This window comes from Hymenobacter armeniacus (genome assembly GCF_014699055.1).
In the GTDB taxonomy this organism is placed as follows: domain Bacteria; phylum Bacteroidota; class Bacteroidia; order Cytophagales; family Hymenobacteraceae; genus Hymenobacter; species Hymenobacter armeniacus.
On record NZ_JACXAC010000004.1, the window covers coordinates 197,296 to 220,951 of the forward strand.

Below are 23,656 nucleotides of genomic sequence, written 5' to 3' on the forward strand. Positions count from 1 at the left end.
GAGCAAGGGATATTTTGTTTCAATTACTCGCTGCTTACTGTTCACTGAATTTATTGCCCTAGTCGCTTTTTGGTCAGTTTGGTGGGAATGTGCTCCATCGGCTTATCCGGCCAGGGATGCTTGGGGTAGCGGCCCTTTAAATCCTTGCGCACTTCGAAATACCCTTTTTCCCAAAAGCTGCGCAGGTCGCGCGTGACTTGTGCGGGCCGACCGCCCGGCGACAGCAGGTGCAGCAACAACGGCACCAGCCCGCCCGCCACCGTGGGCGTTTCGGTGAGGCCGAACAGCTCCTGCAGCTTCACCGCCAGCACGGGCGCGGCGGGGTCGCTGTAGTCGAGGGTGATGTGCGAGCCGCTGGGCACCTCCAGCTCGGCCGGGGCGAGGCGGTCGAGGGCCTGGCGCTGGGCCCAGCCGCCGGGCAAGCGGGCCAGCAGCGGCTCCGTCAGGTCGAGGCGCTGCACGTCGGCGAGGGTTTTAAGGCCGGCCAGATGCGGGCCCAGCCACTCGGCCAGCTCCTGGGTCAGCGTCTCCTCGTCGAAGGCGGGCCACGCTTCGGCCGCGCCATCTGCGGCGGTGGGGAAGTGCTGCCGCAGAAACTCCAGGCGCTGCTGCAGCTGCCGGGCGTAGGCGGTCCAGTTCAGCTTGCTCACACTAGCCTCCTGCAGGTAGTGCAGCAAGGCCGCGGCCACCAGCTCGGCGTTGGGCTGGCCGATGACTTTTTCGTCGAGCAGCAGGGCGCCGAGGCGCCGCACCCGGCGGCCGGTCACGCGTTGGGCGGCCGGGTCGTAGCGCACTTCGTCGGTAGTGGTAATCTGGTCGGCAAAGGCCAGCTCCAGCTCGTCTTGTCCCAGCGGTGCCGCCAGCGTAGCCCGCGGGGCCGAGGCCGTGCCCGCCAAGTGTGCCACCGCAAAAAACGTGGCCTGCGGGTCGACGTCGGTGGTGTTCAGGCTCACGCGTTGGCCCGTCACGAGGCGCAGCCGGTCGTGGGTTTCGCGCTGGGCCAGCCGGTCAGGGTAAGCCAGCGCAGTGAGCAGGCCCACGGGCGAATCAGTGAGTGCGCGAGGAGCCGTGGCCGCGGCTTTGCCCAGACGGCCGGTGAGGTTGCGAGCCACGTCGCGCGCCCGTTGCAGCGTAGCGTGGTGCAAGGCCAGGCCCGGCAGCGGCGGGCGGCCGCTGGCCAGGGCCTCCAGGCGCAAACGCAGGTCGGGCGGTGCCGGGCGCGTGTCGGTGGGCGAGGCCCAGCGCAGCAAGTCACGCTCGGCCAGCAAGGCAGCCAAGGCGGCCGCCGCGGCCCCGTGTCCCAGCTCCTGCCCGCGTACCACCAGGTGGCCAAGGCGCGGCGGTAGGCCCAGCGCGGCCAGTTGCCGGCCGTGCGGAGTGGGCTTCGTCGAAGTTGCATCGGTTGCCAACGCCCCCAGTCGCAACAGCAGGTCGCTGGCCTGAGCAAAGGCGGCCGCCGGCGGCACGTCCAGCCACCGCAGGCCGGCGGGGTCGGCAGTGCCCCAGAGGGCCAGCTCCAGCGCCAGGCCGCTGAGGTCGGCGGTCTGGATTTCGGGCGGGCGGTGGGCGGGCAGGCTGTGGTGCTCGGCTTCGGTCCAGAGACGGTAGCAGGTGCCGGGCGCGAGGCGGCCGGCGCGGCCCCGGCGCTGGTCGGCGGCGGCGCGGGCCACGGGCACGGTTTCGAGGGTGGTGAAGCCGGTGCGCGGCACAAAGCGCGGCACCCGCGCAAAGCCGCCGTCAATCACCACGCGCACGCCCTCAATGGTGAGGCTGGTTTCGGCAATACTGGTGGCGAGGATGACCTTGCGTCGGCCGCCGCGCACGGGGCGCAGGGCGGCGTCCTGGGCTTCGAGGGGCAGCTCGCCGTGCAGCAGGTGCAAGTCGACGTGGTCGGGCAAGAATTCGAGCTTGCGGGCGCTGCGCTGCAAATCGGCCACGCCGGGCAGAAACACCAGAATGTCGCCTTCGGCGTGCGCGTTCAAGGCCAGTTTCACCTGGGCCGGCACCAGCTCGGCCAGCCGCTCATTGGGCTTGCTGGGCAGGCTCGAAGCCCGGCGCGGGTCGAGGTAGTGCGTTTCGATGGGAAACAAAAAGCCGGCCGACGACACCACCGGCGCGGGCAGCCACTGCCCCAGTCGCTGCGCTTCCAGCGTCGCGCTCATGATGAGAATGCGTAAATCATCGCGCAGCACGGCTTGCGCGTCCAGCGCCAGCGCCAGGCCCAGGTCGGCGTTGAGGCTGCGCTCGTGAAACTCGTCAAACACCACGGCCGCTACGCCTTCCAGGGCCGGGTCGTCCTGAATCATGCGGGTGAGAATGCCCTCCGTGATGACTTCCACGCGGGTTTCGGCGCTCACTTTGCTGTCGAGCCGCACGCGGTAGCCGATGGTGCGGCCCACGGGTTCGCCCAGCAGCTGGGCCAGGCGGGCCGCCGCGCCGCGCACGGCCAGCTGGCGCGGCTCCAGCACCAGAATTTTATCCTGCGGGGCGCGCCACTCGGCGGCCAGCAGCTCCAACGGCACCACGGTGGTTTTGCCGGCGCCGGGCGGGGCTTCCAGCACCACGCGGCGATTGGCCGCCAGCGCTGCCCGCAAGGCAGGCAGCGCCGCGAGAATGGGCAAGTCGGGCAGCGGCGGCAAAACGAAGGCAGGGTTCACCCGGCAAAATTACGCCCTGAACCAGCGGGAGCGGCGGATAAGAAGCGGGCGGGGCATCTGCTGCAACGGGAAATGATTGAAACGGCGCTACGTTTGGTTTGCAGCCGCTTCTCACTTCTGCCATGCCCGACAACCACCCTGCCCCCCGCTCCGCCGATGCGGCAGCCCTTGCCCACCTGCCTGCCATGCGGCAGTTTTTGGCCGAGATTGGCATTCCAACTCAAGAAGCTGAGTTGACTGCCGATACCTTCCTGCCCGGCATTCTTATCGAAAGCGGCGGTTTGCTCATCGACCTTGCCAAGCTGCTTTACCCCGGCGACATCCTGCACGAGGCGGGCCACCTGTCCGTGACGCCCGCTGCCGAGCGTGCCCGGCTGTCGGGCAACGTGATGGCCGGCAAGCCCGAGCAGGCCGGGACCGACGGCGATGAAATCGTGGCCATGCTCTGGTCGTACGCCGCCGCCCGGGCCATTGGCGTGCCGCCCGAAGTCGTGTTTCACCCCGCCGGCTACCGAGACAGCAGTGTTTGGATGCTGGAAAATTTCAGGCAGGGCATCTTCCCCGGCCTGCCCTTGCTGGTGTGGATGGACCTGACGACCACCGAGGCCTTCCCGCGCATGACGCGCTGGCTGCGCGCGTAACGGCCCGCTACACCCGCTGCATGGGCCACAGCTCCACGCTCACTGGGCCGCCCGCGTGCACCAGCGGCGCCCCGGCGGGCGTGGGCAGCCCGTGGCTTTCCACCAATGTCGACTCGTAGTGCAGCACCTGCGCTGCGCTCAGCGGCCAGGGCTGGTGGGCCACCCGGCCTCGGTAGAGCTTGGTGTGGGCTTTGTTGCTGGCGTAGAGGCAGTAGCGCTCGGTGAGGAAGAAGGCCAGCGAGCCGGGCTCGGCCGGGGGCAGGGGCGCCCCAATTTTCCAGGTGGCGCGGAAGATGGCGGCCGGCATGCGCCCCTGCGTGCGCCGGGCCGTGAACTGGCGCAGCTGCGGGCCAGGGCTGTCCAGGCGCATGGTGGCGCGCAGGTAGGGCAGGTGAAAAAAGGTGCGCGCCACCCACACGGCCAGCGGACTGGTGGCATCGAGCGAGAAAAACCACACGCCCGGCACGCCGTCGAGGTGCACGTAGGTGCGCACGTTCAGCTCCAGAAACTCGTCGGTGCCGGGCGCGGGCGGCGTGAGGCGGGTGCTCACCTTCGACATCTTGAAGGGCACCACCGCCAGCCAGGCCAGGCCGTCGTAGGTGTCGACGCGGAGGCGGGGCGGCAGCAGCGGCTGCAACAGCGCCGCCGGCACCGGCCAGTGCATAAACAGCAGGTCGCTCCACTGCTGGCGCAGCAGCGGTGCGCCCAGAGGCCGCTCGCGCAAGGCCAGGCGAGCCGCCAGGGTGGGGGCGTTGGGGTCGGCAACGCCCAAGGGCGCAAATGCAAAATCGGCCATAAGTAGAAGCGTTGTTCTCCTACAACGGATTCAGGCCCCAAACGATTACGGCGCGTGGCGGGGCGCCGCCGTCAGTAGGTCGGAAACGTGGGGTCTACCTGTTCGGCCCAGGCCGCCACGCCGCCGCGCAGGTTCAGCACGTTGGTGCGGCCCAGGCGCTGGCGCAGGTAGCCCGCGGCCTGGCCCGAGCGCACGCCGTGGTGGCAGATGACAATTACGGGGCCTACCTCCCGAATTTCGGTGGTGCGGCGCGTGAACTTGCTCAGGGGCACGAGCTGGCTGCCGGGCAGGTGGCAGTAGTCATATTCTTCGGGTTCGCGCACGTCGATGAGCTGCAGGTCGTGGCCGGCTTGCAGGCGGCGGTGCAGTTCGGCGGCGGTTATTTCCAGCGGGGCGCTTTCCATGGCAGGGCGTTAGAGGGCGCAAAAGTAGGGGAGGGGCTCTACCTTGCGGCCTCGCTTGTTTCTGTTCCGTGGCTGCACTGCTTTTGTTTGATGTTTTGACGGCGGTCCGGGTCGCCGTTCAGTCGTCCTCCCCGCTGGAGGTGGCGGCGGTGGTCACCGGGGCGGCCTGCGTGTGGCTGGCGGCCCGCAATTCCATCTGGAATTTCCCCGTGGGCGTCGTCAACGGCATTCTTTACCTGGTGGTGTTCTGGCAAAGCCGGCTCTACTCCGACGCCGGCCTGCAGCTGGCCTTCATTGCCTTGCTGATATATGGGTGGGTGAAGTGGTTGCGCAAAGCCACGGGGCCGGAGCTGCCCATCACGCGCACGCCCCGCCGGCTGGCGGTGTGGCTGGGCGTGGCAGGCGTGCTGTACGCGGGGGTAGCAGGCGTATTATTGGTGACGTACACCAATGCCGCGCTGCCCTACTGGGACAGCACCACCACGGCCATCAGCCTGGTGGCCCAGCTGCTGTTGTCGCGCCGCCACCTCGAAAACTGGCTGCTTTGGATTGGGGTCGACGTGGCCTACGTGGGCATGTACTGGCACCGCGACCTCTACCTCACCAGCGGCCTCTACGTGGTGTTTCTGGGGCTGGCGGCCTACGGTTACTGGCAGTGGCGGCGCGAAGTGGCCGCGGTGGTTACTCCTTAAGAAGGAAGCAGATAGTGAAAGAAAAAGGTAATTAAGTCGTGGCTTCCTGCAATCTTTGCCACGCCACACCGCCCGGAGACACCCGCGTTATCCACCCCTAACGACTCCGAGGCGTCGGCGCCTTTCCCATCCCCGCCGCCCTCTCCACCACCCCCTTTGCTGCGCATTTCTTTAACTGGCCCCGAATCAACGGGCAAATCGACGTTGGCTGCCCAGCTGGCGGCGCACTACGGCACGTCCTTCGCCCCCGAATACGCCCGCGAGTACCTGGCCGAAACCGGCCCGCACTACACCCTGGCCGACTTGGAGGAAATGGCCCGCGGCCAGCTGCAGGCCGAAGCCGACGCCCTGCGTACGGCCCACCGCGTGGTGTTTTTCGACAGCGACCTGCTGGTGATAAAAATCTGGGCCGAGCACGCCTTCGGCACCTGCCCCGAGTGGATACTGCGCCAGATTGATGAGCAGCAGTATGATTTGGTGCTGCTCATGGGCGTCGACATGCCCTGGCAACCCGACCCCCTGCGCGAGCACCCCCACCTGCGCCAGCAGTTCTACGACCTATACCAGCGCGAACTGCGGGACCGCATGTCCAACTTTGCCGAAATTTCGGGGCCGCCCGCCCGCCGGTTTGCCCAGGCGCGCTTCCTCGTGGATGAGCTCCTGCACGCCGCCGAACGCCGTATTTCATCGCCAGAAGTTTTGTTGCCCACCGCCACCATGCCCACCTACACCCTGCGCACGCCGCACTGCCAAGCCGTGTTTGCCGCCCACGGCGCCGAGCTCACCAGCCTCGTCACCACCGCCCACCACCTAGAATACATCTGGCCCGGCGACCCCGCCGTGTGGGCCCGCCACGCGCCCGTGCTGTTTCCGCTGGTGGGCCGCCTGCCCAACGACGCCTACCACTACGAAGGGCGCGACTACAAACTGCCCCAGCACGGCTTCGCCCGCGACCAAGAATTTGCGGTGCTACGCCACAACGATACCGAGCTGGTGTTTCAGCTGCGGCACGACGAGGCCACCCAAACGGTGTTTCCGTTTGCCTTTGAGCTCACCATCACCTACACCCTGCGCGACGCCCAGCTCACCGTGCGCTGGGACGTGCGCAACCCCGCCGAAAACCAGCCGCTGCTGTTCAGCATCGGCGCGCACCCGGCGGTGCGCTGCCCCCTGCTGCCCGACGAGTCTTTCGACGACTATTTCTTCCAGTTCGACCACCCCGTGACCCTGGAGCGCCACCTGCTTCGGGGCGGCCTGCTCACGGGCCAGACCGCGCCCGTGCTGAACGACGAGCAGGAACTGCCGCTCAGCTACGCGCTTTTCGCCGACGACGCCCTGGTGTTCAAGCACTACGACTTCACGAGCCTCACGCTGCGCTCGCGCAAGTCGGAGCGGTTCGTGCGCTTTCAGTTCGACGGCTTTCCCTACCTGGGCCTTTGGACCAAAGGGCCCGGCGCGGGCTTTGTGTGCGTGGAGCCCTGGCACGGCGTGGCCAGCCCCGACGGCGCCCCCGGCGAACTGCGCGACAAGGAAGGCATCCTGACCCTGGAGCCGGGCCAGGTGTTCACGGCCGCCTACACCATTGAGGTGGGCTAGTTCGACGACGAGTTTATCCGGTTCTTATTGCCATGCCCAGCGCCGTTGCCATTCGCCCCATTGCGCCCGCCGCTACCTACGCCCTGCGGCATCAGGTGCTCTGGCCCGACAAGCCGCTGGAATACGTCAAACTTGCGGACGACCACGCCGGGCACCATTTCGGGGCCTTCCGGCGGGGCGAGCTGGTGGCCGTCATCTCCCTGTTTGTGACGGGGGCGGAGGCCCGTTTTCGCAAGTTTGCCACCCGCCCCGACTGCCAGCGGCAGGGCGTGGGCAGCGCCCTGCTGCGCCGCACGTTTACGGAAGCGCAGCGGCTGGGAGCCCGGCACATCTGGTGCGATGCCCGGCAGGACAGCGCCGGGTTTTATGCGCGCTTCGGCCTGCGGCCCGAAGGCGAAATTTTTTACAAAGGCCCCATCCCGTACGTGCGCATGGCCGGCCAGCTGCAGGAGCTGGCCGGCCATGAAGCAGACGGAAACCCGGCATAAGGACCACTACACGCCGATGCGGCGGCGGTTGTACTCGGGCTCCCAGTCATTGATGGGGCGCGAGATGCCGGGCGGCAGGTCGAGGTCGGGCAGGCCGGGGTCGTGCGGTTCGCCGCCGTCGTCGTCGCCGTCGTGGGGCGGGGGTGGGGGCAGCACACGCCGCCGACGCGGCATGACCAGCACGAACAGGAAAAAGGCGCAAAAGGCGACGGCGTAGACGAGGCTGAACATGGCAAAAACGACTTGAGCGGTGCGGAATCCTACAACGCAGGCGCGCGGCCCGGCGTTGCGCGGCCGACGTCCCTAAATTAACTGACAGTCAGTAAACGTCCGCGCTTCGGGCGTGCGGAACGAGAAAAAAAGATGGCGGGCGCCCCGGGTGTTACCTTTGCGGCATGTTTAGGGGTGCTGCGGTTGAGGTCAACCGCGGCTGAGATGATACCCATCGAACCTGAACCGGGTAATGCCGGCGCAGGGAACAAACAATCCGCGGACGTTTCCGCCGCCGCTCCGACCCCTGGGGCGACGGCGCGTTCCACTTATAGTCTTTTCCTTTTTTGAAAACTGTACTGCTTGCGGGCGCCGCCCTAATGGGGCTGGCTACTGCCCCGGCGCGGGCCCAACAACCCCCCGCCTTGCCCGATACGAGCAAGGTGCGCCGCATTCTCACGCCCGAAGCGGTGGTGACGGCCACCCGCGCCACCGACAAAACCGGCACTGCTTACCAGAACGTGAGCCGCCAGGAGCTGCAGGCCCGCAACTTCGGCCAGGACATCCCTTACCTGCTCGACCAGACGCCGAGCGTGGTGACGACCTCCGACGCGGGTACCGGCGTGGGCTACACCGGCATCCGCATTCGCGGCACCGACGGCACCCGCATCAACGTGACGCTGAACGGCGTGCCGGTGAACGAGGCCGAAAGCCACGGCGTGTTTTTTGTGGATTTGCCGGATTTGGCCTCGTCCACCCAAAGCATTCAGGTGCAGCGCGGGGCCGGGCCCAGCACCAACGGCGCGGGTGCCTTCGGGGCCAGCCTGAACGTGGAAACCCTCGGCCTGCGGCCCAAGGCCTACGCCGAAGTCAACAACTCGGCCGGCTCGTTTGGTACCTGGAAATCGACCATCATGGCCGGCACGGGGCTTATCAATGGCCATTTCACGGTGGACGCCCGGGCCTCGCGGGTGCAGAGCGACGGCTACGTCGACCGCGCCTCGTCGCGGCTGAAGTCGCTGTATCTGACCGGCACGTACTCCGACGACAAGACCCTGCTGCGCGCCCTCGTGCTCACCGGCTACGAAACCACTTACCAAAGCTGGTACGGCCTGGCCGACTCGCTGCTGCGCCGCAACCGCCGCTACAACGAGGCTGGCACCGACGCCGGCCAGCACCTGCCGGCCTATAAAAACCAGACCGACAACTACCAGCAGGACTACTACCAGTTCCTGATTTCGCGCCAGCTAACGCCCACCCTCAACCTGAGCGTGACGCCCTTCTGGACGCGCGGGGGCGGCTACTACGAGGAATATAAGGCCAATCAGGAATTCGAGAAGTACGGCATCGGCGGGCCGGTGTACCAGCCGGCGGCCGGCGGTGGGTTCGATACGCTGCGCACCACCGACGTCATTCGGCGGCGCTGGCTGAAAACCGACATGTACGGTGCCACCTTCGCCCTGCAGGCCCGGCCCGTGACCGGGCGCATCACCGAGGCCACGCTGGGCGGGGCCGTGGTGGGCTACCGGGGCCAGCACTTTGACGAGCTGACCTGGGCCCAGCGCGGCACGTTCATCCCCGAAACCGGCACGCGCTACAACGACGAGCCCAACGCCCACAAGCAGGACGTGAACGTGTACGGCCGCCTGAACCTGGACCTGACGAGCCAGCTGGCGGGCTTTGCCGACCTGCAATACCGCTTCGTGCGCTACGAGCTGTACGCGCCCGACGGCCGGCCCGACGGTGCCAAAAGCCAGCAAGCGACTCGCTTCAACTTCCTCAACCCCAAGTTTGGCCTCACCTACCAGCTGCGCCCCGCTACGCAGCTATACGCCTCCTTTGCGCTGGCCCAGCGCGAGCCCACCCGCACCGACTACACCGACACGCCCGCCGAGCGCCGGCCCACCGCCGAGACGCTCTACAACTACGAGCTGGGCCTGCGCCGCGCCACCGAAAAAGTGCAGGCCAACCTAAACTTCTACTACATGTACTACCGCAACCAGCTGGTGCTGAGCGGCCGCCTCGACGACGTGGGCAATGCCATTCACACCAACGTGGCCGAGAGCTACCGCCGCGGCGTGGAAGGCCAGGTGACCTACCGCCCCGTGCCGGCCCTGAGCCTGACGGCCACGGCCACCGTCAGCCAGAACAAAATCAACAACTACACCGATTACCTGACCGATTACGACCAGGGCGGCGAAAAAGCCACCACCTTCTCCCAAACCAACATCGCGTTTTCGCCCGGCTTCACGGCCGCCTACACCGTGGAGTACGAAGCCCTGCCCGGCCTGAAGCTGGCCACGCTGGCCCGCTACGCCGGCCGCCAGTACCTCGACAACACCAGCACCGAAGCCCGCAGCATTGCCCCCTACTACGTGCAGGACGTGCGCCTGCGCTACCTCTGGCAGCCGCAGAAATGGGGCTTCCGGGAAGTGGAGCTGGCCGTGCTGGTCAACAACATATTTGCCACCGAGTACGTGAACAACGGCTACACCTACGGCTATGTGTACGGCGGGCAAACGCAGTACTTCAACTACTATTACCCGCAAGCCAAGACCAATTTCCTGGCCTCGCTCAATGTGCGATTTTGATGTCTGAACCATGGATTCCTGCGGATTTTACGGATTGCACGGATTTTGTGGACGAATGCTACAATTGCCCATCTGCAAAAAGGCCACTCATCAGAGTGGCCTTTTTTGTTGAGCTTCCGCTGCCCGCTGGCGCCGTCCACAAAATCCGCGCAATCCGTAAAATCCGCAGGAATCCGTGGTTCAGATAATCAGCCGCACGCCGCCCAGCTCCGAAATCTGATACGGAAACCGGTCGCCGGGCGAGCCGATGAACATGAAGTTTTTGGGGATTTTCCACTGCTTGGAAAGCTCCTCAATCAAGGCTGGGCCGAAGGTGCCGTGCATGGTCACGAACTCGACCTCAATCTGCTCATAAGCGCGGTCCAGCACCCGAATGTCGTTCAACAGCTCCTCGGGGTATTTCTCGCCTTCCCTGAGCAAGGTCACGATGCGCAGGCGGTTGGTGAATTCATTTTCCACCACGTAGGCCATCACCTTGTTGAGGTTCGAGACGTTGTCGCCCTTCGTGAAAAACACGAATTCCTGCTGGGCCAGCTCCTTCAGCTGCCGGCGCACCTTGAGGCGGGCCAGTCGCGCCACCCGCGGCAGGTGCCGGGCCAGTTGCTCGGCCGCCGACAGCGCCAGGTTGAGAATGGCAATGCGGTTGAGCATGATGGACACCACGGCCATGGCCGGCAGGAAGTATTGCAGGAACACAATCAGGTATTCGGGATGAATCTTGATGTTGCCGAACAAGGCCAGCAGCACGCCCAGCAAGGCCAGCGTGACCGTGAGAATGCCCGCGTACACGGGCCGCGGCAGGTTGGGCCGCTTGCCTTTCAGCAGGAAGTTGCCGAGGGCAAAAAAGGCCATCACCGACAAGAATGAGATGGTGTAGACGCCCGCCAGCGGGCCCAGCTGCCCCTGCGTGATGAACAGCGCCGACACGCACAACAAAAAGAACACCAACAGGATGAGGTAGTTGCTGCCGCGCTTGTTCTCTTTCAGGAAAAGCTGCGGCAGGATGCGGTCCAGGGTCATGCGCTTCATCAGGCCGCTTACGCCCACGAAAGACGTGAGCACGGCTCCGCTCAGCACGGCCACCGCATTCACCGAAATGGCCGTGCCCAGCCACGGCCCGCCCGTCACGCGGCCCAGGTGCGAGAGCAGCGTTTCGGTGTGCTGGCCCACTTCCGCCAGCGGCAGCACCGCAATGGCCAGGAAGGCAATGAGCGGGTTGAACACCGTGACCACCACCCACATGTTGCGCAGCGTTTTCTGAAATACGCCTTGGGCTTGCTCCTCCACGAAGTTGGCCGAGCTCTCGAAGCCCGAAATGCCCAGCATGGCCGCGCTAAACCCAAAAAACAGCGCGTTGAGGATGCTGCCGCCTTTCACCGGCACTTGGAAGTTGAGGGCCAGGTTGTGCAGGCCGTGGGTGGCCAGGTACCAGCCCGCCACGCCCACCAGCAGCGTGAGCGAAGCCAGGTGCGTGAGAAAAATGATGACGGCCACAATGGCCGACTCCGACATGCCCAGAATGGTGAGCAGCAAAAACAGCCCCAGCAGCCCCACCGTGGCCCAAATGATGGGCAGCTCCTGCCACAGCGTGTGCAGGTAGTGCATGGCCTCGTTGGCCGAAAGCACGGCCGTGGCCATGTACGACAGGATGGTGAGGCAGGCGGCCAGCGCAGCGTTGCGCTTGCTGGTGGTATTCAGCAGCACGTTGTAGGCGCCGCCGTTCAGGGGCAGGGCGCCCACCACCTCGCCGTAGATTTTGCGGAACAAAAACAGCACCGCGCCCACCACCAGCAGGGCCAGCCAGGCATACTGCCCGGCGTAGGAAATGGCCAGCGCCGATACGTAGAGGCACGACGAGGAAATGTCGTTGCCGCAAATGGCGGTGGCTTCCAGCTCGTTGAGCTTGGGCGCGTGGTGGGTGGGAAGTCCGGGAGTGGACATGGGAAGGAGCAAGTGAATTTTGGCAAGCATACGACTTTGCCGGGCAAAAGGAGGGGCCCGGCTGGCCACGCCCCGGCTGGGCCCGCCCCCGCCGTGCCCGGCGCGGGCCGAACCGCGCCTCGGTCCCGGCTGTTACCTTTGCGGCCATACTCCCACCCAATTCCCACCACCCCACTTTTCCGCTTATGTCCTCGCAAGCCGACGTACTCTCCCCCGAAGCCAAAGCCCACACCGCCCAGAAAGGCAGCACCAACGCCAACGGCTTCACCGATTATTTCGACCTCGACGGCCTGCTCACCGAAGAGCACCTGCTCATTCGCCAGAGCATCCGCGACTTCGTGAAAAAGGAGATTTCGCCCAACATCGAGAAGTGGGCGCAGGACGCGCACTTCCCTTCAGAAATCGTGCGCAAATTTGGCGACGTGGGCGCCTTCGGCCCCACCATTCCGCAGGAATATGGCGGCGGCGGCCTCGACTACATTAGCTACGGCCTGATTATGCAGGAAATTGAGCGCGGCGACTCCGGCATGCGCTCCACTGCTTCGGTGCAGGGCTCGCTGGTGATGTTCCCCATCTACGCCTACGGCTCCGAAGAGCAACGCAAAAAGTACCTGCCCAAGCTCGCCAGCGGCGAGTGGCTGGGCTGCTTCGGCCTCACCGAGCCCGACCACGGCTCGAACCCCGGCGGCATGACCACCAACATCAAGGACATGGGCGACCATTACCTGCTGAACGGGGCCAAGCTCTGGATATCAAACTCGCCCGAGTGCCAGGTAGCCGTGGTGTGGGCCAAAAACGAGCAGGGCCGCATCAAAGGCGTCATCGTGGAGCGCGGCATGGAAGGCTTCAGCACCCCCGAAATCCACAACAAGTGGAGCCTGCGCGCCAGCACCACCGGCGAGCTGGTGTTTGAGGACGTGAAAATCCCCAAAGAGAACATCCTCCCCAACGTCGACGGTCTCAAAGGCCCGCTGTCTTGTCTCGATTCGGCCCGCTTCGGCATTGCCTGGGGCGCCATCGGCGCGGCCATCGACTGCTACGAGTCGGCCCTGAAATACTCGCTGCAGCGCGAGCAGTTCGGCAAGCCCATTGCCAGCTACCAGCTCCAGCAGAAGAAGCTGGCCGAGATGATTACCGAAATCACCAAGGCCCAACTCATGGCTTGGCGCCTGGGCGTGCTCAAAAACGAGGGCAAAGCCACCAGCGCCCAAATCAGCATGGCCAAGCGCAACTCCGTAGAAATGGCCCTGCACGTGGCCCGCGAAGCCCGCCAGATTCACGGCGGCATGGGCATCACGGGCGAGTACCCCATCATGCGCCACATGATGAACCTCGAATCGGTGATTACCTACGAGGGCACGCACGACATTCACCTGCTCATCACGGGCGCCGACATCACCGGCATTCAGGCGTTCAAGTAAGCTGCCCATATCATGAGTTACCAAAAGAGCCGCTCCGGATATGGGGCGGCTCTTTTGGCAACAATGGGCGAGTTCACTCAGCGCTTTTCCAGCAAGTAAGTGGTTTCGTTGATGACGCCCTGGAAACTATTGCCCTGCGTCACGCTGATTACGCGCCAGCCTTGGGCGGTTAGCTGATTGATTTTGGCCAGCTCAGCCCTGTGCAAATCGACAAAGCCGGCCACGGCATTCTTGCGATTCAGAAGTTTGGTGTCGACTTCCTGGGTTTGCTGCTCCCCATCGGACTGCACCACCGTAACGGCGGCCGTGTAGGAAGCCAGGCCCGAAGTGCGGCCGGTGCCAATGACCATCATGTAGCCCGCCGAATCGGCTGGGGCTTTCGGGTAAAAGGCCCACGAGCCAGCCACGGCCAGCGCCAGCGCGGCGGGGAGAAACATTTTTTTCATGCGGTTTGAAGGAGTGAAGTGTGAAATGGGCGCGCAACTTACTTAGACTTTATGCTTGCAATGTTGAAGTTGCATAAAACCAAAACCCGCTGTCCGCGCCGTAATTTGGCCCCATGATGAAAATCGTCCCCGCGTCCGAACCCCTCGTGCTGCTCGAATGCCTCGTGGCCGGCACCTCGCACCGCCCCAACCTGGAGAAGTACGAGCCCAAGCTACAGGTGGGCCAGGCCCTGCACCTGAGCCGCGAAGCCGACAACCACTACGACGACTGGGCCGTGCAGGTGCACACCGCCCCCGCCACCGACCCCGCCAACGTGTGGCTCGGCTACCTGCCCGAGGGCCGCAACGAAACCGTGGCCCGGCTCCTCGACGCTGGCAAGCACCTCTCGGCCCGCCTCAACCACAAATCCTGGGAAACCGACTGGCTGCACCTCGACATTGAGGTGCTGCTGCACGAGTAGTCGGCGATGGAAACCGTCTGTCATCCTGAGCGCAGTGAAGGACCTTGTCACGTCAGCCAAAGTCGTTTGGATGAGGCAGGGTCCTTCGCTGCGCTCAGGATGACAGACGAATTTTTACTTCCCTGAAGGAGCTTTTTGGTCTCCAACATAGTTACTCATTCGCTTAGCAAGCACTGACCAATCATTTTAGCAATATCATTATGCGCGAAGCCTATCTCACCGGCGGAATCGACGGGTTTGATGCTACCGATAAGGACATCGACAAAGCCCTCCGTCCGCTCAGTTTCGACGATTTCACGGGCCAGGACAAGATTCTGGAGAACCTGAAGGTGTTCGTGGCCGCTGCCAAACAGCGCGGCGACGCCCTCGACCACGTGCTGCTGCACGGCCCCCCCGGCCTGGGCAAAACCACCCTCTCGCACATCATCGCCAACGAGTTGGGCTCGGGCATCAAGATGACCAGCGGCCCGGTGCTCGACAAGCCCTCCGACCTGGCCGGCCTGCTCACCAACCTGGAGCCGCACGACGTGCTGTTCATCGACGAAATCCACCGTCTCAACCCCGTGGTGGAAGAGTACCTGTACTCGGCGATGGAGGACTACCGCATCGACATCATGCTCGACTCAGGCCCCAACGCCCGCTCGGTGCAGATTTCGCTCTCGCCCTTCACCCTGGTGGGCGCCACCACGCGCTCGGGCATGCTCACGGCACCGCTGCGGGCCCGCTTCGGCATCTCGGCCCGCTTGGAGTACTACGATTCCAAGCTGCTGACTACCATCGTGCAGCGCTCGGCCGAAATCCTGGGCACGCCCATTCACGAGGACGCGGCCTTTGAAATTGCCCGCCGCTCCCGCGGCACGCCCCGCATTGCCAACAACCTGCTGCGCCGCACCCGCGACTTCGCCCAAATCAAGGGCAATGGCACCATTACGGTCGAAATCGCGCAGTTTGCCCTCAACGCCCTCGACGTGGACGCCCGCGGCCTCGACGACATGGACAAGCGCATTCTCACCACCATCATCGACAAGTTTAAGGGCGGCCCGGTGGGCATCAGCACCATCGCCACGGCCTGCGGCGAGGAAGGCGAAACCATCGAGGAAGTGTACGAGCCCTTCCTCATTCAGGAGGGCTACATCAAGCGCACCTCGCGCGGCCGCGAAGCCACCGAGGCCGCGTACCAGCACCTCGGCCGCCTGTTGCCCAACCACCTGCGCGGCAACAACGGCGTGAGCCTGTTTGATGAGATAACAAGCTGACCGAGCGATGTAGAGACGCGACACTTCGCGTCTCAGCGTCCGCGCCGCATGCTCAGCCGTATGCGGTGTAGGTTTAACGCCGAGACGCATCGTTTAGCCCAACGGAACGCGCCGCCCCCAGCGGCGCGTTTCCTGTTTCTTTGCACCGCAGTTTCTTTCGTTGCCCATGCTTCCTCAGTCCCAATGGGCTCCTTTCATCAAGCGCCGCGCGGCCGAGCTGGGCTTCATGGCCTGCGGCATCTCGAAGGCAGATTTTCTGGAAGAGGAAGCCCCGCGCCTTGAAACCTGGCTCACGCGCCGCATGAATGGCAAGATGGGCTACATGGAAAACCACTTCGACAAGCGCCTCGACCCGCGCTTGCTGGTAGACGGTGCCAAATCGGTGATTTCGCTGCTGCTCAACTACTACCCCGCGCCGGAAGCCCAGCAGCCCGACGATACCCTCAAAATCAGCAAATACGCCTACGGCCGCGACTACCACTTCGTCATCAAAGACAAACTGAAAACGCTGCTGGCTGACATGGAGGCCGAAATCGGGCAAATTGGCGGCCGCTGCTTCGTCGACTCGGCGCCGGTGCTGGACAAGGCCTGGGCGAAGAAATCTGGCCTCGGCTGGGTAGGTAAAAACTCGAACCTGATAACGCCCGGCACGGGCTCATTCTACTTCATTGCCGAGCTGATTGTGGACGTGGAGTTGCCCGCCGACGGCCCCATCCGCGACTACTGCGGCACCTGCACCAAGTGCTTGGACGCCTGCCCCACCCAGGCCATCACCGAGCCTTATGTGGTAGACGGCAGCAAGTGCATCAGCTACTTCACCATCGAGCTCAAGGACCAGATTCCGACCGAGGTGGCCGGGCAGTTCGGCAACTGGGTGTTCGGCTGCGACATCTGCCAGGACGTGTGCCCCTGGAACCGTTTCTCGAAGCCGCACAACGAGCCGCAGTTCGACCCCGCGCCCGGTCTGAAAGACCTGACGCCGGGCGACTGGCGCGAGATTACCAACGAATTGTTCTCAGAGTTGTTTCGCCAGTCGGCCGTGAAACGCACGGGCTACGAGGGGCTGAAGCGCAACATTCGGTTTGTGGCCGGAGACTAGCCCAGCGCTACCACCGGCAATGCGCCTTGAGGGTTGCCGAATACCTTTTTCAACACCCGCCGGTACACACGCGCAAACTGCTGGTAGCACCACGCCCGAAAATCGGTGAGCTCGGCGGGCACCAGCATCTTGATGGCTTTGCGCAGCTCTTTCTCGAACAGCGCTTTGCTGAAACTGACTTTGAGCAGAATCATTTTCACGTAGTCTAGCATAGCATCAAAGAATACGGGGAGGGGAAGAGAGTAGAGGGGCCTTGAGCTTCCGGGAAGAGCTTGGCAGCCACCTGATAAGAAAGATACTACATGAAGGCGGCGTAGCGCAAGAGGCGCAAGGGGCGCGGCCAGGCCCGGGTGCCCCAATACGCAAAAAGAGCAGCCTGGGCCGCTCTTTTTCCGGGGAATGCCAAAATTATGTATCGTTCTATATTTCCCTATTTAATAGAACAAACTGAGGGCGGCCTGCGCTACGGCAGTGCTTACGGGCTCGTCAAATGCCTCAGCCACTGAGGGGTCGCTCACGAAAGTGAGGCGCAATACGCTCAGCAAGGAGGCAAAGGGCACCAGAACGCCGGCCTGTTGCTCTTGCGCAAGATTGTCTTCGCCGCCGGTAGCGGCCGTGGCCAGCACCTGGGCCGCTGCCGGCCGCGCAATGGCGGCATCGGTGGCACTGGGCCAGCTTTTCACGGCCACGCCGCGGTTGCGGCGCAGGGTGCGCACGTGGGCCGAGTGCTCGGCTTCTACGGCCACTATGCTCAGGGCCGCTTTGTAGAGCTTGGGGTCGTAGGAGATGTTGAACACCTGGCTCCGGTAGAGGCGGGCGCTCAGGTCTTCGAGCTGCTGCGCCAGGGCCAGGAAATCGTCGTAGGCCGTAAGCACGTTGGGAAACAGCACGGGGTTGCCAGGTACGTTGCGCTGCCCGCTAAAGTCGAAGGTGGGCATGGCGGGCATGATGGCGCCGCTGTCCTGCAGGGCCTGCGTGAACAAGGCCACGTGCTGCGTCTGGTGACGCAGGATGCGCTGGAAGTCGGGAACCTGCGCCGCCGGAATCAGGCTGGTGTTAGCCAGCGCCCGGGTATAGAACGCCGACACCAGCCGCTCGAGCAGCAGGAGCTGGGTCAGGGCGTCGAGGGAAGTGTCTTTGGTTTCGGCGGCGGCGGGCAGGGCCGCGCCCAGGCCCAGGGGCAGCGCGGCCACGGCGGCCCGGCCTAGCTGCTGAAACAAGGCCCGACGCGGCGCTGCGGCGGCGGGGGCAGACGCTACGTGGTCAAGAATGGACATCAGCTTCATAGGACGGGAACGGGCAAATTGGCGACGGAAATAACGTAAGGAGCGAAAAACGGCGCCAGGGCGGTGTTCACCTCTACCGGAGTCTTCGGCTTGAGCTGGCCGGCGGCGTTCACCACGTCGTCGTTGGCAAACGAGCCGGGCGCGAGCAGGTCGCGCACCACGGCGGCGTGCCGGGCCTGCACCGAGGCGGCCTTCAGCAGCAGCACGCGTTGGTAGGGGTTGCTGCTGGTCAGCAGCGGCACCATCACCGGGTACGTGGCCGCGGCCAGGTCTTCGAGCTGCTGGGCCGCGACCAGCACCCCCGCCCGCGTGGTGAGCGTGAACGAAGTGAGCTTGAAGGCAAAATCGGTGGGGAAAAGCTGCGCCGCCTTGGTGGGGTCGAGGTAGTTGGGGTCGAGGATGAGGTGGAGCAGCTCGCGGTAAGCCACCTCGTGGTCGCGCAGGTCCGAAAAAATGGCGCGCTCGGCGGTCGTCAGGTCGGTAGGCGGCGTTTCGTATATCTTCTGGTACAGCGTGGCCTTCGCCAGCGCCAGCAGGTAGAGGGAATACAACAGGCCGTTGTCGCCGGCGGGCAGCGTTATCAGGTTCGGGTCGGGGAGCACGGGCTCCGGGGTCGAGGTGTCGCACCCCGTGGCAGCTACCAGCGCCACCGTGGCGGCAGAAGCTGCCGAAACCCGCAAAAAACCGCGCCGTCCCAGCGGCTGGGCCCGCCAGGCAGGCGAGAAAGAGTGTTCAGACATGCGTAGTTAAATCAATCGGCCGGCCCGAAACCTCGGGCCACGAGCTACTGCAAAGGTACTCGCTACCTGTTCAATGGTTGCAAAGGCCCAAAAAACAAAGCCGGTTCCGCAACAGCGAAACCGGCTTTATCAGCAAAACATGTTCAGGGCCGTGGCCCGGCAACTTAAGCGCCAATCAGGCCGCCAGCGCGCGAGTTGTCCGTCACCTCAGCGGGCGTCAGGATTTCGTCGAACGAGGCCGCGGCATCGGCCGCCGAATACGTGGTGTTCGGGGTGATGGAGTTGGCGGCAATGAGGTTCACGTTCGATTGCGTGGTGTTGCTTTCGGGAATGGCGCCGGTGTAGTGGGGCTGCGAGTCGAGGTCGCCGGTGCCCGTAATCCAGGGCGTCTGGTTGCGCATGTAGCGGATGTGGGCCGCGTGGCGCGCTTCCACCGAGTGAATTTGCAGCGCAGACTGCAGGGGATTGATGGTGCCGATGCCGGTGATGGTGACGTCGGCTAGGCCCAGCAAGTCGCCGGCGCGGCCTTTGTAGGCCCGCACGCCGGTGTCTTCCAGCAATTGTGCCACCTGCAGCTGCGCCGCAAATGACGTGAGCGAAGCAAACGTGGCTGATTTGAACGTGACGGCCGGCGTGGGCGTCCCGCCGATGCCGGTTACCACGGCCTTCAGCAGGTTCACGTGGGCGGTTTCGTGCTTGGAAATCTGACGGATGGCGGCCTGCGCAGCGGCCGACGCCGTGGAGAAGTACGGCGAGGCAATCATCTTATTGTAAAAGTCTGCCTCCAGGTACTCCAGCGTCAGGGCGTAGTTGAACACCTCTTTGGGGTCGCCGGCGGTGGTGCCTGCGTAAGCCTTGGTGAAGAACGAAGCCAGCAAGGCCGGGCCGGCGGCCATTGCGGCGCGCTTGCTCATCGACGTAAGCGAGTTGAATACCGAGCGACGGGTGTCGAGGCGGCCCATTACGTCGGGGTCCACTTCGGCTAGCTGATTGATTATATTGAAGAAATTCATGGCGAGGATTGATTACGAGTGGAAGGGAATGAGCTACGCGTTGACGCCGATGCTGTCGCCGCTCAGCTTCTCCGTGATGAAGTTCTGGGCGGTATTGAGCACCTCTTTGGGCGTCATGGCCATGTCGAGGCCGGAGGCGGCGGCTACCTGGTCGTCGGCGGCAAACGAGCCGGGCGTAATCAAGTCGCGGATGTAGGCGGCGTGGCGGGCTTCCACCGACACAATCTGGCCGGCAATGACCAGGTAAGCCGGCGTTTTGATGAGCTTGCCGGCGCCGTTGTAGGCGGCCACGCCGAGGTCTTCAAACGCTTTGGCCGTGGCCAGAATAGTGGTTTTCGAGTCGAACGTGCCAGCGGGGTACTTCGGCGTGAGGTTGCGCAGCACCTGCCCGGCCGCATCGCGGGTAAGGGCGGCCTTGAAGAAGTCGCGGTGAATGGCTTCGTGCTTAGCTACTTGTTGGAAATAAGCAAATTCCGTGGCGCCGAGCAGGCTGGCGCCGTTGGACAGGGCGGCCACTTTGCTATAGAAATCGGCTTCCAGCTGCTCCAGCGCATAGGCGTAGTTGAGCACGCCCACGTCGCCCGAGCCCAAGCTGATGGAGCCATCAGCGGTGGTGGAGTTGCCGGTGGGCAGGTTGGGTTTCACCGGGTCCGAGTCTTTCGAGCACCCGGCCAGCACCAGGGCCGAGGCCCCGGCCGTAGCGCCGGCGTACATGAAGAAGGACCGCCGCTTGATGGGCGTGTACAGCGGCTGAGCGAACGTGGCGTCGTCGGAGCCGCGGGGCTGGAGATTGTCGGACATGGGTGAGAAGGATTTGGTGAAAAATGAATGACGCTTGGGAAAAGGCAAAGCAGTGCCCCCGCGGGCCAGCGGCCCGTTCTGGAAAGTGAAAACCTGAACCGTGAGGGGAGTTGTGAAGGCAGATACGGTGGGAGAAGCTCAAAAGGATTCAATAGCGCCAAAATTTCTGTTGCAAGAATCCGGATTTATGATTATACCCTTGACGTACAGCCTGCGATAAAATCCCGATTCCACCGTTTAAACCTACTTTTAGGGGCTGCAATGGCACCAACACCTATGGGGAGACTTTTTGGGATATTAGCGTGGCTGTGGTGGCTGGGGGCCGCCGGCCCGGCGGCGGCCCAGCCCGGCCCCCCGCCCCCGGCCGCACGCCCGGCCCCCGCCGCCGACGTAGTGCTAGTGCCCGGCCCGGCCACGCTGCCGGTCACGGGCACGTTCACGCTGGGCTTCCGGGTGCGCGGTGGCACCCCCGACAAGTACTCGGAATTTCCGGAGCTTGAGGGCTTCAAGAAAACCACCAAGGTGCGCATCATTACCACGCGCACGGTGCAGGGCCGCCGCTTCACGGATGTCACCATCACCCAGCGCTACGTGCCCTACGGCGAGGGCGAAATCGTCATCAAGCCGTTTCAGATGACCGTGAACGGCGTGGTGCTGAAAAGTGCCGGCGCCACGGTGCGCGTGGGGCCCGCGCCGACGGCCTCGGCCCCGCCGGCCGCGGCCACGCCCGCCACGGCGCCGGCCCTGACTAAGCCGGCCAACCCCGCCGCGCCGCTGCAGGCCGTGGGCGACCTCGACAAGCTGTTTGGCAAGCCCAAGCCCGCGCTGTACCAGGACGTGCCCGACCACGCGTTTCTGGCCGTGGTGGCCGAGCGGCCCAGCGTGTTTGTGGGCGAGGGCGTGCGGGTGGGGCTGTATTTCTACCTCAAGCCCGAAGACCAGGCCCTGCTGGCGTTTCACGACTTCAACGACCAGCTGCCGCCGCTGCTGCACGAACTGCACCAGCCCACCGCCTGGCAGGAGCCCGGCCCCGACGCCAGCGTGACCCCCGACACCGTGCGCCACCTGGGCCAGCGCTACCTGCGCTTCCGCCTGGCCGAAAACGTGTACTATCCCCTGACGGCACAGCCCCTGCGCTTTCCGCCCCTGGCCCTGACCATGGTCAAGTTCAAGGTCTTGAAAAAGCCCGAGGCCGGCCAGGACAACCGCCTGGCCGGCTACAAAACCTACTACGCTCCCGGCGTGGCTGTGCAGGTGCGGCCCCTGCCCGAAGCGGCCCAGCGCGGCCCCGTACCGGTGGGCAGCTACAAAGTGAAAGAAGCCATCAGCCGGACGCGGTTTCGGGTGGGCGAGTCGTTCACGTACTCGTTTGGGGTAGAAGGGCAGGGCAACCTGTCGGCGGTGCTGGCGCCGGTGTGGCCCGCCCGGCCCGGCCTGGAGGTGTACGGCCCGGAAGTGCGCGAGGAGCCGGTGCCGGGCGGCGGGCGCAAGCTGTTTCGCTACCGCCTGGTGGCCCGCCGCCCCGGCGTGCTGCCGCTCGATAGCCTGCTGCGCATTGTGGTGTTCAACCCCGCCACGGCCCGCTACGACACGCTGCGGCCGGAGCTGCGGCCCCAGGTGCGCGGCGCCGCGCAAGTGGCCACCTCGCTGCCCAAGCCCGAAGACGACCCCTTCTACGGCCCCGCCCTGGCCAGCGCCGACACCACCCTGCAGTCGGTGGACGTGTACCGCGACGTGCGCCGCTACGCCCAGTGGCTGCTGGTGGCGCTGGCCGGGGTGGCAGCGTTTGGCTGGTGGCGCGCCGGCCGGCGGGCGTAGTTTTGCGGGGCTTTTCGTGGTTGTTAGCTGCTTGGTGCTTGTTGTCGGTTTGGTAGGCAACGGGCCACGCGAGCCCTGACAACTGACAACAACCAACTGATAACCATTCTCATGTCCAATACCTTCGGCTCCCTCTTTCGCATCACCACTTTCGGCGAGTCGCACGGCGCGGGCATCGGGGTCATCATCGACGGCTGCCCGGCCGGCGTGGCCGTGGACGCGGCCCGCATTCAGGCGGCGCTGGACCGGCGGCGGCCCGGCCAGTCGGCCCTCACCACCCCGCGCAAGGAAGCCGACACGGTGCACATCCAGTCGGGCCTGTTCGAGGGCGTCACCACCGGCACGCCCATCAGCCTGTTCATTCCCAACGCTGACCAACGCTCCGACGACTACTCGCACATTGCCCACGCCTACCGCGCCAGCCACGCCGACTACACCTACGACGTGAAGTACGGCCGCCGCGACTACCGCGGCGGCGGCCGCAGCTCGGCCCGCGAAACGGCCGCCCGCGTGGCTGCCGGGGCCGTGGCCATGCAGCTGCTGGCGCATTTTGGGGTTGAAATTGCTGCCTACGTCTCGGCTGTGGGCGAAGTGGAAGTGCCCGTGGCGTATCAGGAGCTGGATTTTGGCCTTATCGACACAAACCTGGTGCGCTGCCCGCATCCCGAAACCGCGGCCCGCATGGAAGCGCGCATTCGCGAAGCCCAGGCCGCGCACGACACGGTGGGCGGCGTGATAACGGGCGTGGCCCGGCACGTGCCCGCCGGCCTCGGCGAGCCGGTGTTCGACAAGCTGCCCGCTGTGTTGGGCCACGCGCTGCTCAGCATCAACGCCGTGAAAGGCTTTGAGTTCGGCTCGGGTTTCGAGGGCACCAAGCTGCCCGGCTCGGTGCACAACGACGAGTTTTACACCGACGAAACCGGCGCCGTGCGCACCCGCACCAACCACAGCGGCGGCAGCCAGGGCGGCATCTCCAACGGGCAGGACATCTACTTCCGCGTCGCGTTCAAGCCCGTGGCCACGCTGCTGCAGCCCCAGCAAACCATCAACGACCAGGGCGAGGCCATCACGCTGGTGGGCCGCGGCCGGCACGACCCCTGCGTGCTGCCCCGCGCCGTGCCCATCGTGGAAGCCATGACCCAACTGGTGCTGGCCGACCTGCTGCTGCGCGCCCGGGCCAACCGGTTATAGCCGAGGTTACTTTATTATATAAATAAATTTGTTTATTTGATGAATTAATTTCATTTTTATGTCGGCGTGCTGTTGCATTCCGGCCAAGTTGCCTTGAGTAGAGAAAGA

22 protein-coding genes and 1 riboswitch are annotated in these 23,656 nt (G+C 64.6%); of the genes, 11 read left to right on the forward strand and 11 right to left on the reverse strand.

The features are described from left to right. Positions 1 to 50: 50 nt before the first annotated feature. Positions 51 to 2,657: an ATP-dependent helicase HrpB gene (gene hrpB, locus IC234_RS12385; protein ID WP_317173374.1), complete on the reverse strand. Its 2,607-nt coding sequence runs from the start codon at positions 2,655 to 2,657 to the stop codon at positions 51 to 53. A gap of 122 nt (positions 2,658 to 2,779) precedes the next feature. Here hrpB and IC234_RS12390 point away from each other — a divergent pair, with 122 nt between their 5' ends. Then, the gene (locus IC234_RS12390; RefSeq protein ID WP_223827654.1) at positions 2,780 to 3,298 is read left to right on the forward strand and encodes a hypothetical protein; all 519 of its coding nucleotides are present in this window, start codon (positions 2,780 to 2,782) and stop codon (positions 3,296 to 3,298) included. 7 nt (positions 3,299 to 3,305) lie between these two features. On the opposite strand, the gene IC234_RS12395 is transcribed toward IC234_RS12390, so the two are convergent. Both IC234_RS12395 and IC234_RS12400 read right to left on the reverse strand, forming a co-directional pair. After that, positions 3,306 to 4,094, reverse strand: coding sequence for a YqjF family protein (locus IC234_RS12395; protein ID WP_190925033.1), 789 nt, complete (start codon positions 4,092 to 4,094; stop codon positions 3,306 to 3,308). A 71-nt stretch (positions 4,095 to 4,165) separates the two neighbouring features. Continuing rightward, entirely contained in the window at positions 4,166 to 4,498 is a 333-nt protein-coding gene (locus tag IC234_RS12400) for a rhodanese-like domain-containing protein (RefSeq protein ID WP_190925035.1), read from the reverse strand. A gap of 68 nt (positions 4,499 to 4,566) precedes the next feature. Between IC234_RS12400 and pnuC the strand changes: the two genes are divergently transcribed. From pnuC to IC234_RS12415, 3 genes are all read left to right on the forward strand, one after another. Further along, the gene (gene pnuC, locus IC234_RS12405) at positions 4,567 to 5,190 is read left to right on the forward strand and encodes a nicotinamide riboside transporter PnuC (protein ID WP_190925037.1); all 624 of its coding nucleotides are present in this window, start codon (positions 4,567 to 4,569) and stop codon (positions 5,188 to 5,190) included. A 156-nt stretch (positions 5,191 to 5,346) separates the two neighbouring features. After that, positions 5,347 to 6,786 carry an aldose epimerase family protein gene (locus tag IC234_RS12410; protein WP_190925039.1) on the forward strand — a complete coding sequence of 480 codons (1,440 nt, stop codon included), beginning with the start codon at positions 5,347 to 5,349 and terminating at the stop codon, positions 6,784 to 6,786. A gap of 32 nt (positions 6,787 to 6,818) precedes the next feature. Beyond that, positions 6,819 to 7,274: a GNAT family N-acetyltransferase gene (locus IC234_RS12415; RefSeq protein WP_190925041.1), complete on the forward strand. Its 456-nt coding sequence runs from the start codon at positions 6,819 to 6,821 to the stop codon at positions 7,272 to 7,274. 6 nt (positions 7,275 to 7,280) lie between these two features. On the opposite strand, the gene IC234_RS12420 is transcribed toward IC234_RS12415, so the two are convergent. Beyond that, positions 7,281 to 7,505: a hypothetical protein gene (locus IC234_RS12420; protein ID WP_190925985.1), complete on the reverse strand. Its 225-nt coding sequence runs from the start codon at positions 7,503 to 7,505 to the stop codon at positions 7,281 to 7,283. 160 nt (positions 7,506 to 7,665) lie between these two features. Beyond that, a riboswitch (TPP riboswitch) is annotated at positions 7,666 to 7,771 on the forward strand. A gap of 60 nt (positions 7,772 to 7,831) precedes the next feature. On the opposite strand from IC234_RS12420, the gene IC234_RS12425 reads away from it, so the two are divergent. Beyond that, on the forward strand, positions 7,832 to 10,075 hold the full coding sequence (locus tag IC234_RS12425) for a TonB-dependent receptor (RefSeq protein ID WP_190925044.1): 2,244 nt from the start codon (positions 7,832 to 7,834) through the stop codon (positions 10,073 to 10,075). A gap of 180 nt (positions 10,076 to 10,255) precedes the next feature. Here the strand turns inward: IC234_RS12425 and IC234_RS12430 are convergent, their stop codons facing one another. Next, positions 10,256 to 12,016 carry an APC family permease gene (locus tag IC234_RS12430; protein WP_190925046.1) on the reverse strand — a complete coding sequence of 587 codons (1,761 nt, stop codon included), beginning with the start codon at positions 12,014 to 12,016 and terminating at the stop codon, positions 10,256 to 10,258. A gap of 185 nt (positions 12,017 to 12,201) precedes the next feature. Between IC234_RS12430 and IC234_RS12435 the strand changes: the two genes are divergently transcribed. Continuing rightward, entirely contained in the window at positions 12,202 to 13,437 is a 1,236-nt protein-coding gene (locus tag IC234_RS12435; protein WP_223827655.1) for an acyl-CoA dehydrogenase family protein, read from the forward strand. A gap of 77 nt (positions 13,438 to 13,514) precedes the next feature. Here IC234_RS12435 and IC234_RS12440 read toward each other — a convergent pair whose 3' ends face one another. Beyond that, a complete protein-coding gene (locus IC234_RS12440; RefSeq protein WP_190925048.1) occupies positions 13,515 to 13,883 on the reverse strand; it encodes a hypothetical protein in 369 nt (122 codons plus the stop codon). A gap of 113 nt (positions 13,884 to 13,996) precedes the next feature. Between IC234_RS12440 and IC234_RS12445 the strand changes: the two genes are divergently transcribed. The 3 genes from IC234_RS12445 (at position 13,997) to queG (ending at position 16,699) form a co-directional block, all read left to right on the forward strand. Beyond that, entirely contained in the window at positions 13,997 to 14,344 is a 348-nt protein-coding gene (locus tag IC234_RS12445) for an HIRAN domain-containing protein (RefSeq protein ID WP_190925050.1), read from the forward strand. 200 nt (positions 14,345 to 14,544) lie between these two features. Next, positions 14,545 to 15,600: a Holliday junction branch migration DNA helicase RuvB gene (gene ruvB / locus IC234_RS12450; RefSeq protein WP_190925052.1), complete on the forward strand. Its 1,056-nt coding sequence runs from the start codon at positions 14,545 to 14,547 to the stop codon at positions 15,598 to 15,600. A gap of 166 nt (positions 15,601 to 15,766) precedes the next feature. Next, positions 15,767 to 16,699, forward strand: coding sequence for a tRNA epoxyqueuosine(34) reductase QueG (queG, locus tag IC234_RS12455; RefSeq protein ID WP_190925055.1), 933 nt, complete (start codon positions 15,767 to 15,769; stop codon positions 16,697 to 16,699). On the opposite strand, the gene IC234_RS12460 is transcribed toward queG, so the two are convergent. From IC234_RS12460 to IC234_RS12480, 5 genes are all read right to left on the reverse strand, one after another. Further along, complete coding sequence (locus IC234_RS12460) at positions 16,696 to 16,911, reverse strand: hypothetical protein (protein ID WP_190925057.1); 216 nt, start codon at positions 16,909 to 16,911, stop codon at positions 16,696 to 16,698. The two genes, queG and IC234_RS12460, sit on opposite strands and share 4 nt — an antisense overlap. A 222-nt stretch (positions 16,912 to 17,133) precedes the next feature. Beyond that, positions 17,134 to 17,976, reverse strand: coding sequence for a ferritin-like domain-containing protein (locus tag IC234_RS12465; RefSeq protein ID WP_190925060.1), 843 nt, complete (start codon positions 17,974 to 17,976; stop codon positions 17,134 to 17,136). 5 nt (positions 17,977 to 17,981) lie between these two features. Then, the gene (locus tag IC234_RS12470) at positions 17,982 to 18,725 is read right to left on the reverse strand and encodes a ferritin-like domain-containing protein (protein ID WP_190925063.1); all 744 of its coding nucleotides are present in this window, start codon (positions 18,723 to 18,725) and stop codon (positions 17,982 to 17,984) included. 164 nt (positions 18,726 to 18,889) lie between these two features. Then, positions 18,890 to 19,738, reverse strand: coding sequence for a ferritin-like domain-containing protein (locus IC234_RS12475; protein WP_190925064.1), 849 nt, complete (start codon positions 19,736 to 19,738; stop codon positions 18,890 to 18,892). 33 nt (positions 19,739 to 19,771) lie between these two features. Beyond that, positions 19,772 to 20,539: a ferritin-like domain-containing protein gene (locus tag IC234_RS12480; RefSeq protein WP_223827656.1), complete on the reverse strand. Its 768-nt coding sequence runs from the start codon at positions 20,537 to 20,539 to the stop codon at positions 19,772 to 19,774. 261 nt (positions 20,540 to 20,800) lie between these two features. Here IC234_RS12480 and IC234_RS12485 point away from each other — a divergent pair, with 261 nt between their 5' ends. After that, on the forward strand, positions 20,801 to 22,357 hold the full coding sequence (locus tag IC234_RS12485; RefSeq protein WP_190925067.1) for a BatD family protein: 1,557 nt from the start codon (positions 20,801 to 20,803) through the stop codon (positions 22,355 to 22,357). 111 nt (positions 22,358 to 22,468) lie between these two features. Beyond that, positions 22,469 to 23,548: a chorismate synthase gene (gene aroC, locus IC234_RS12490; protein ID WP_190925069.1), complete on the forward strand. Its 1,080-nt coding sequence runs from the start codon at positions 22,469 to 22,471 to the stop codon at positions 23,546 to 23,548. Positions 23,549 to 23,656: the final 108 nt, after the last annotated feature.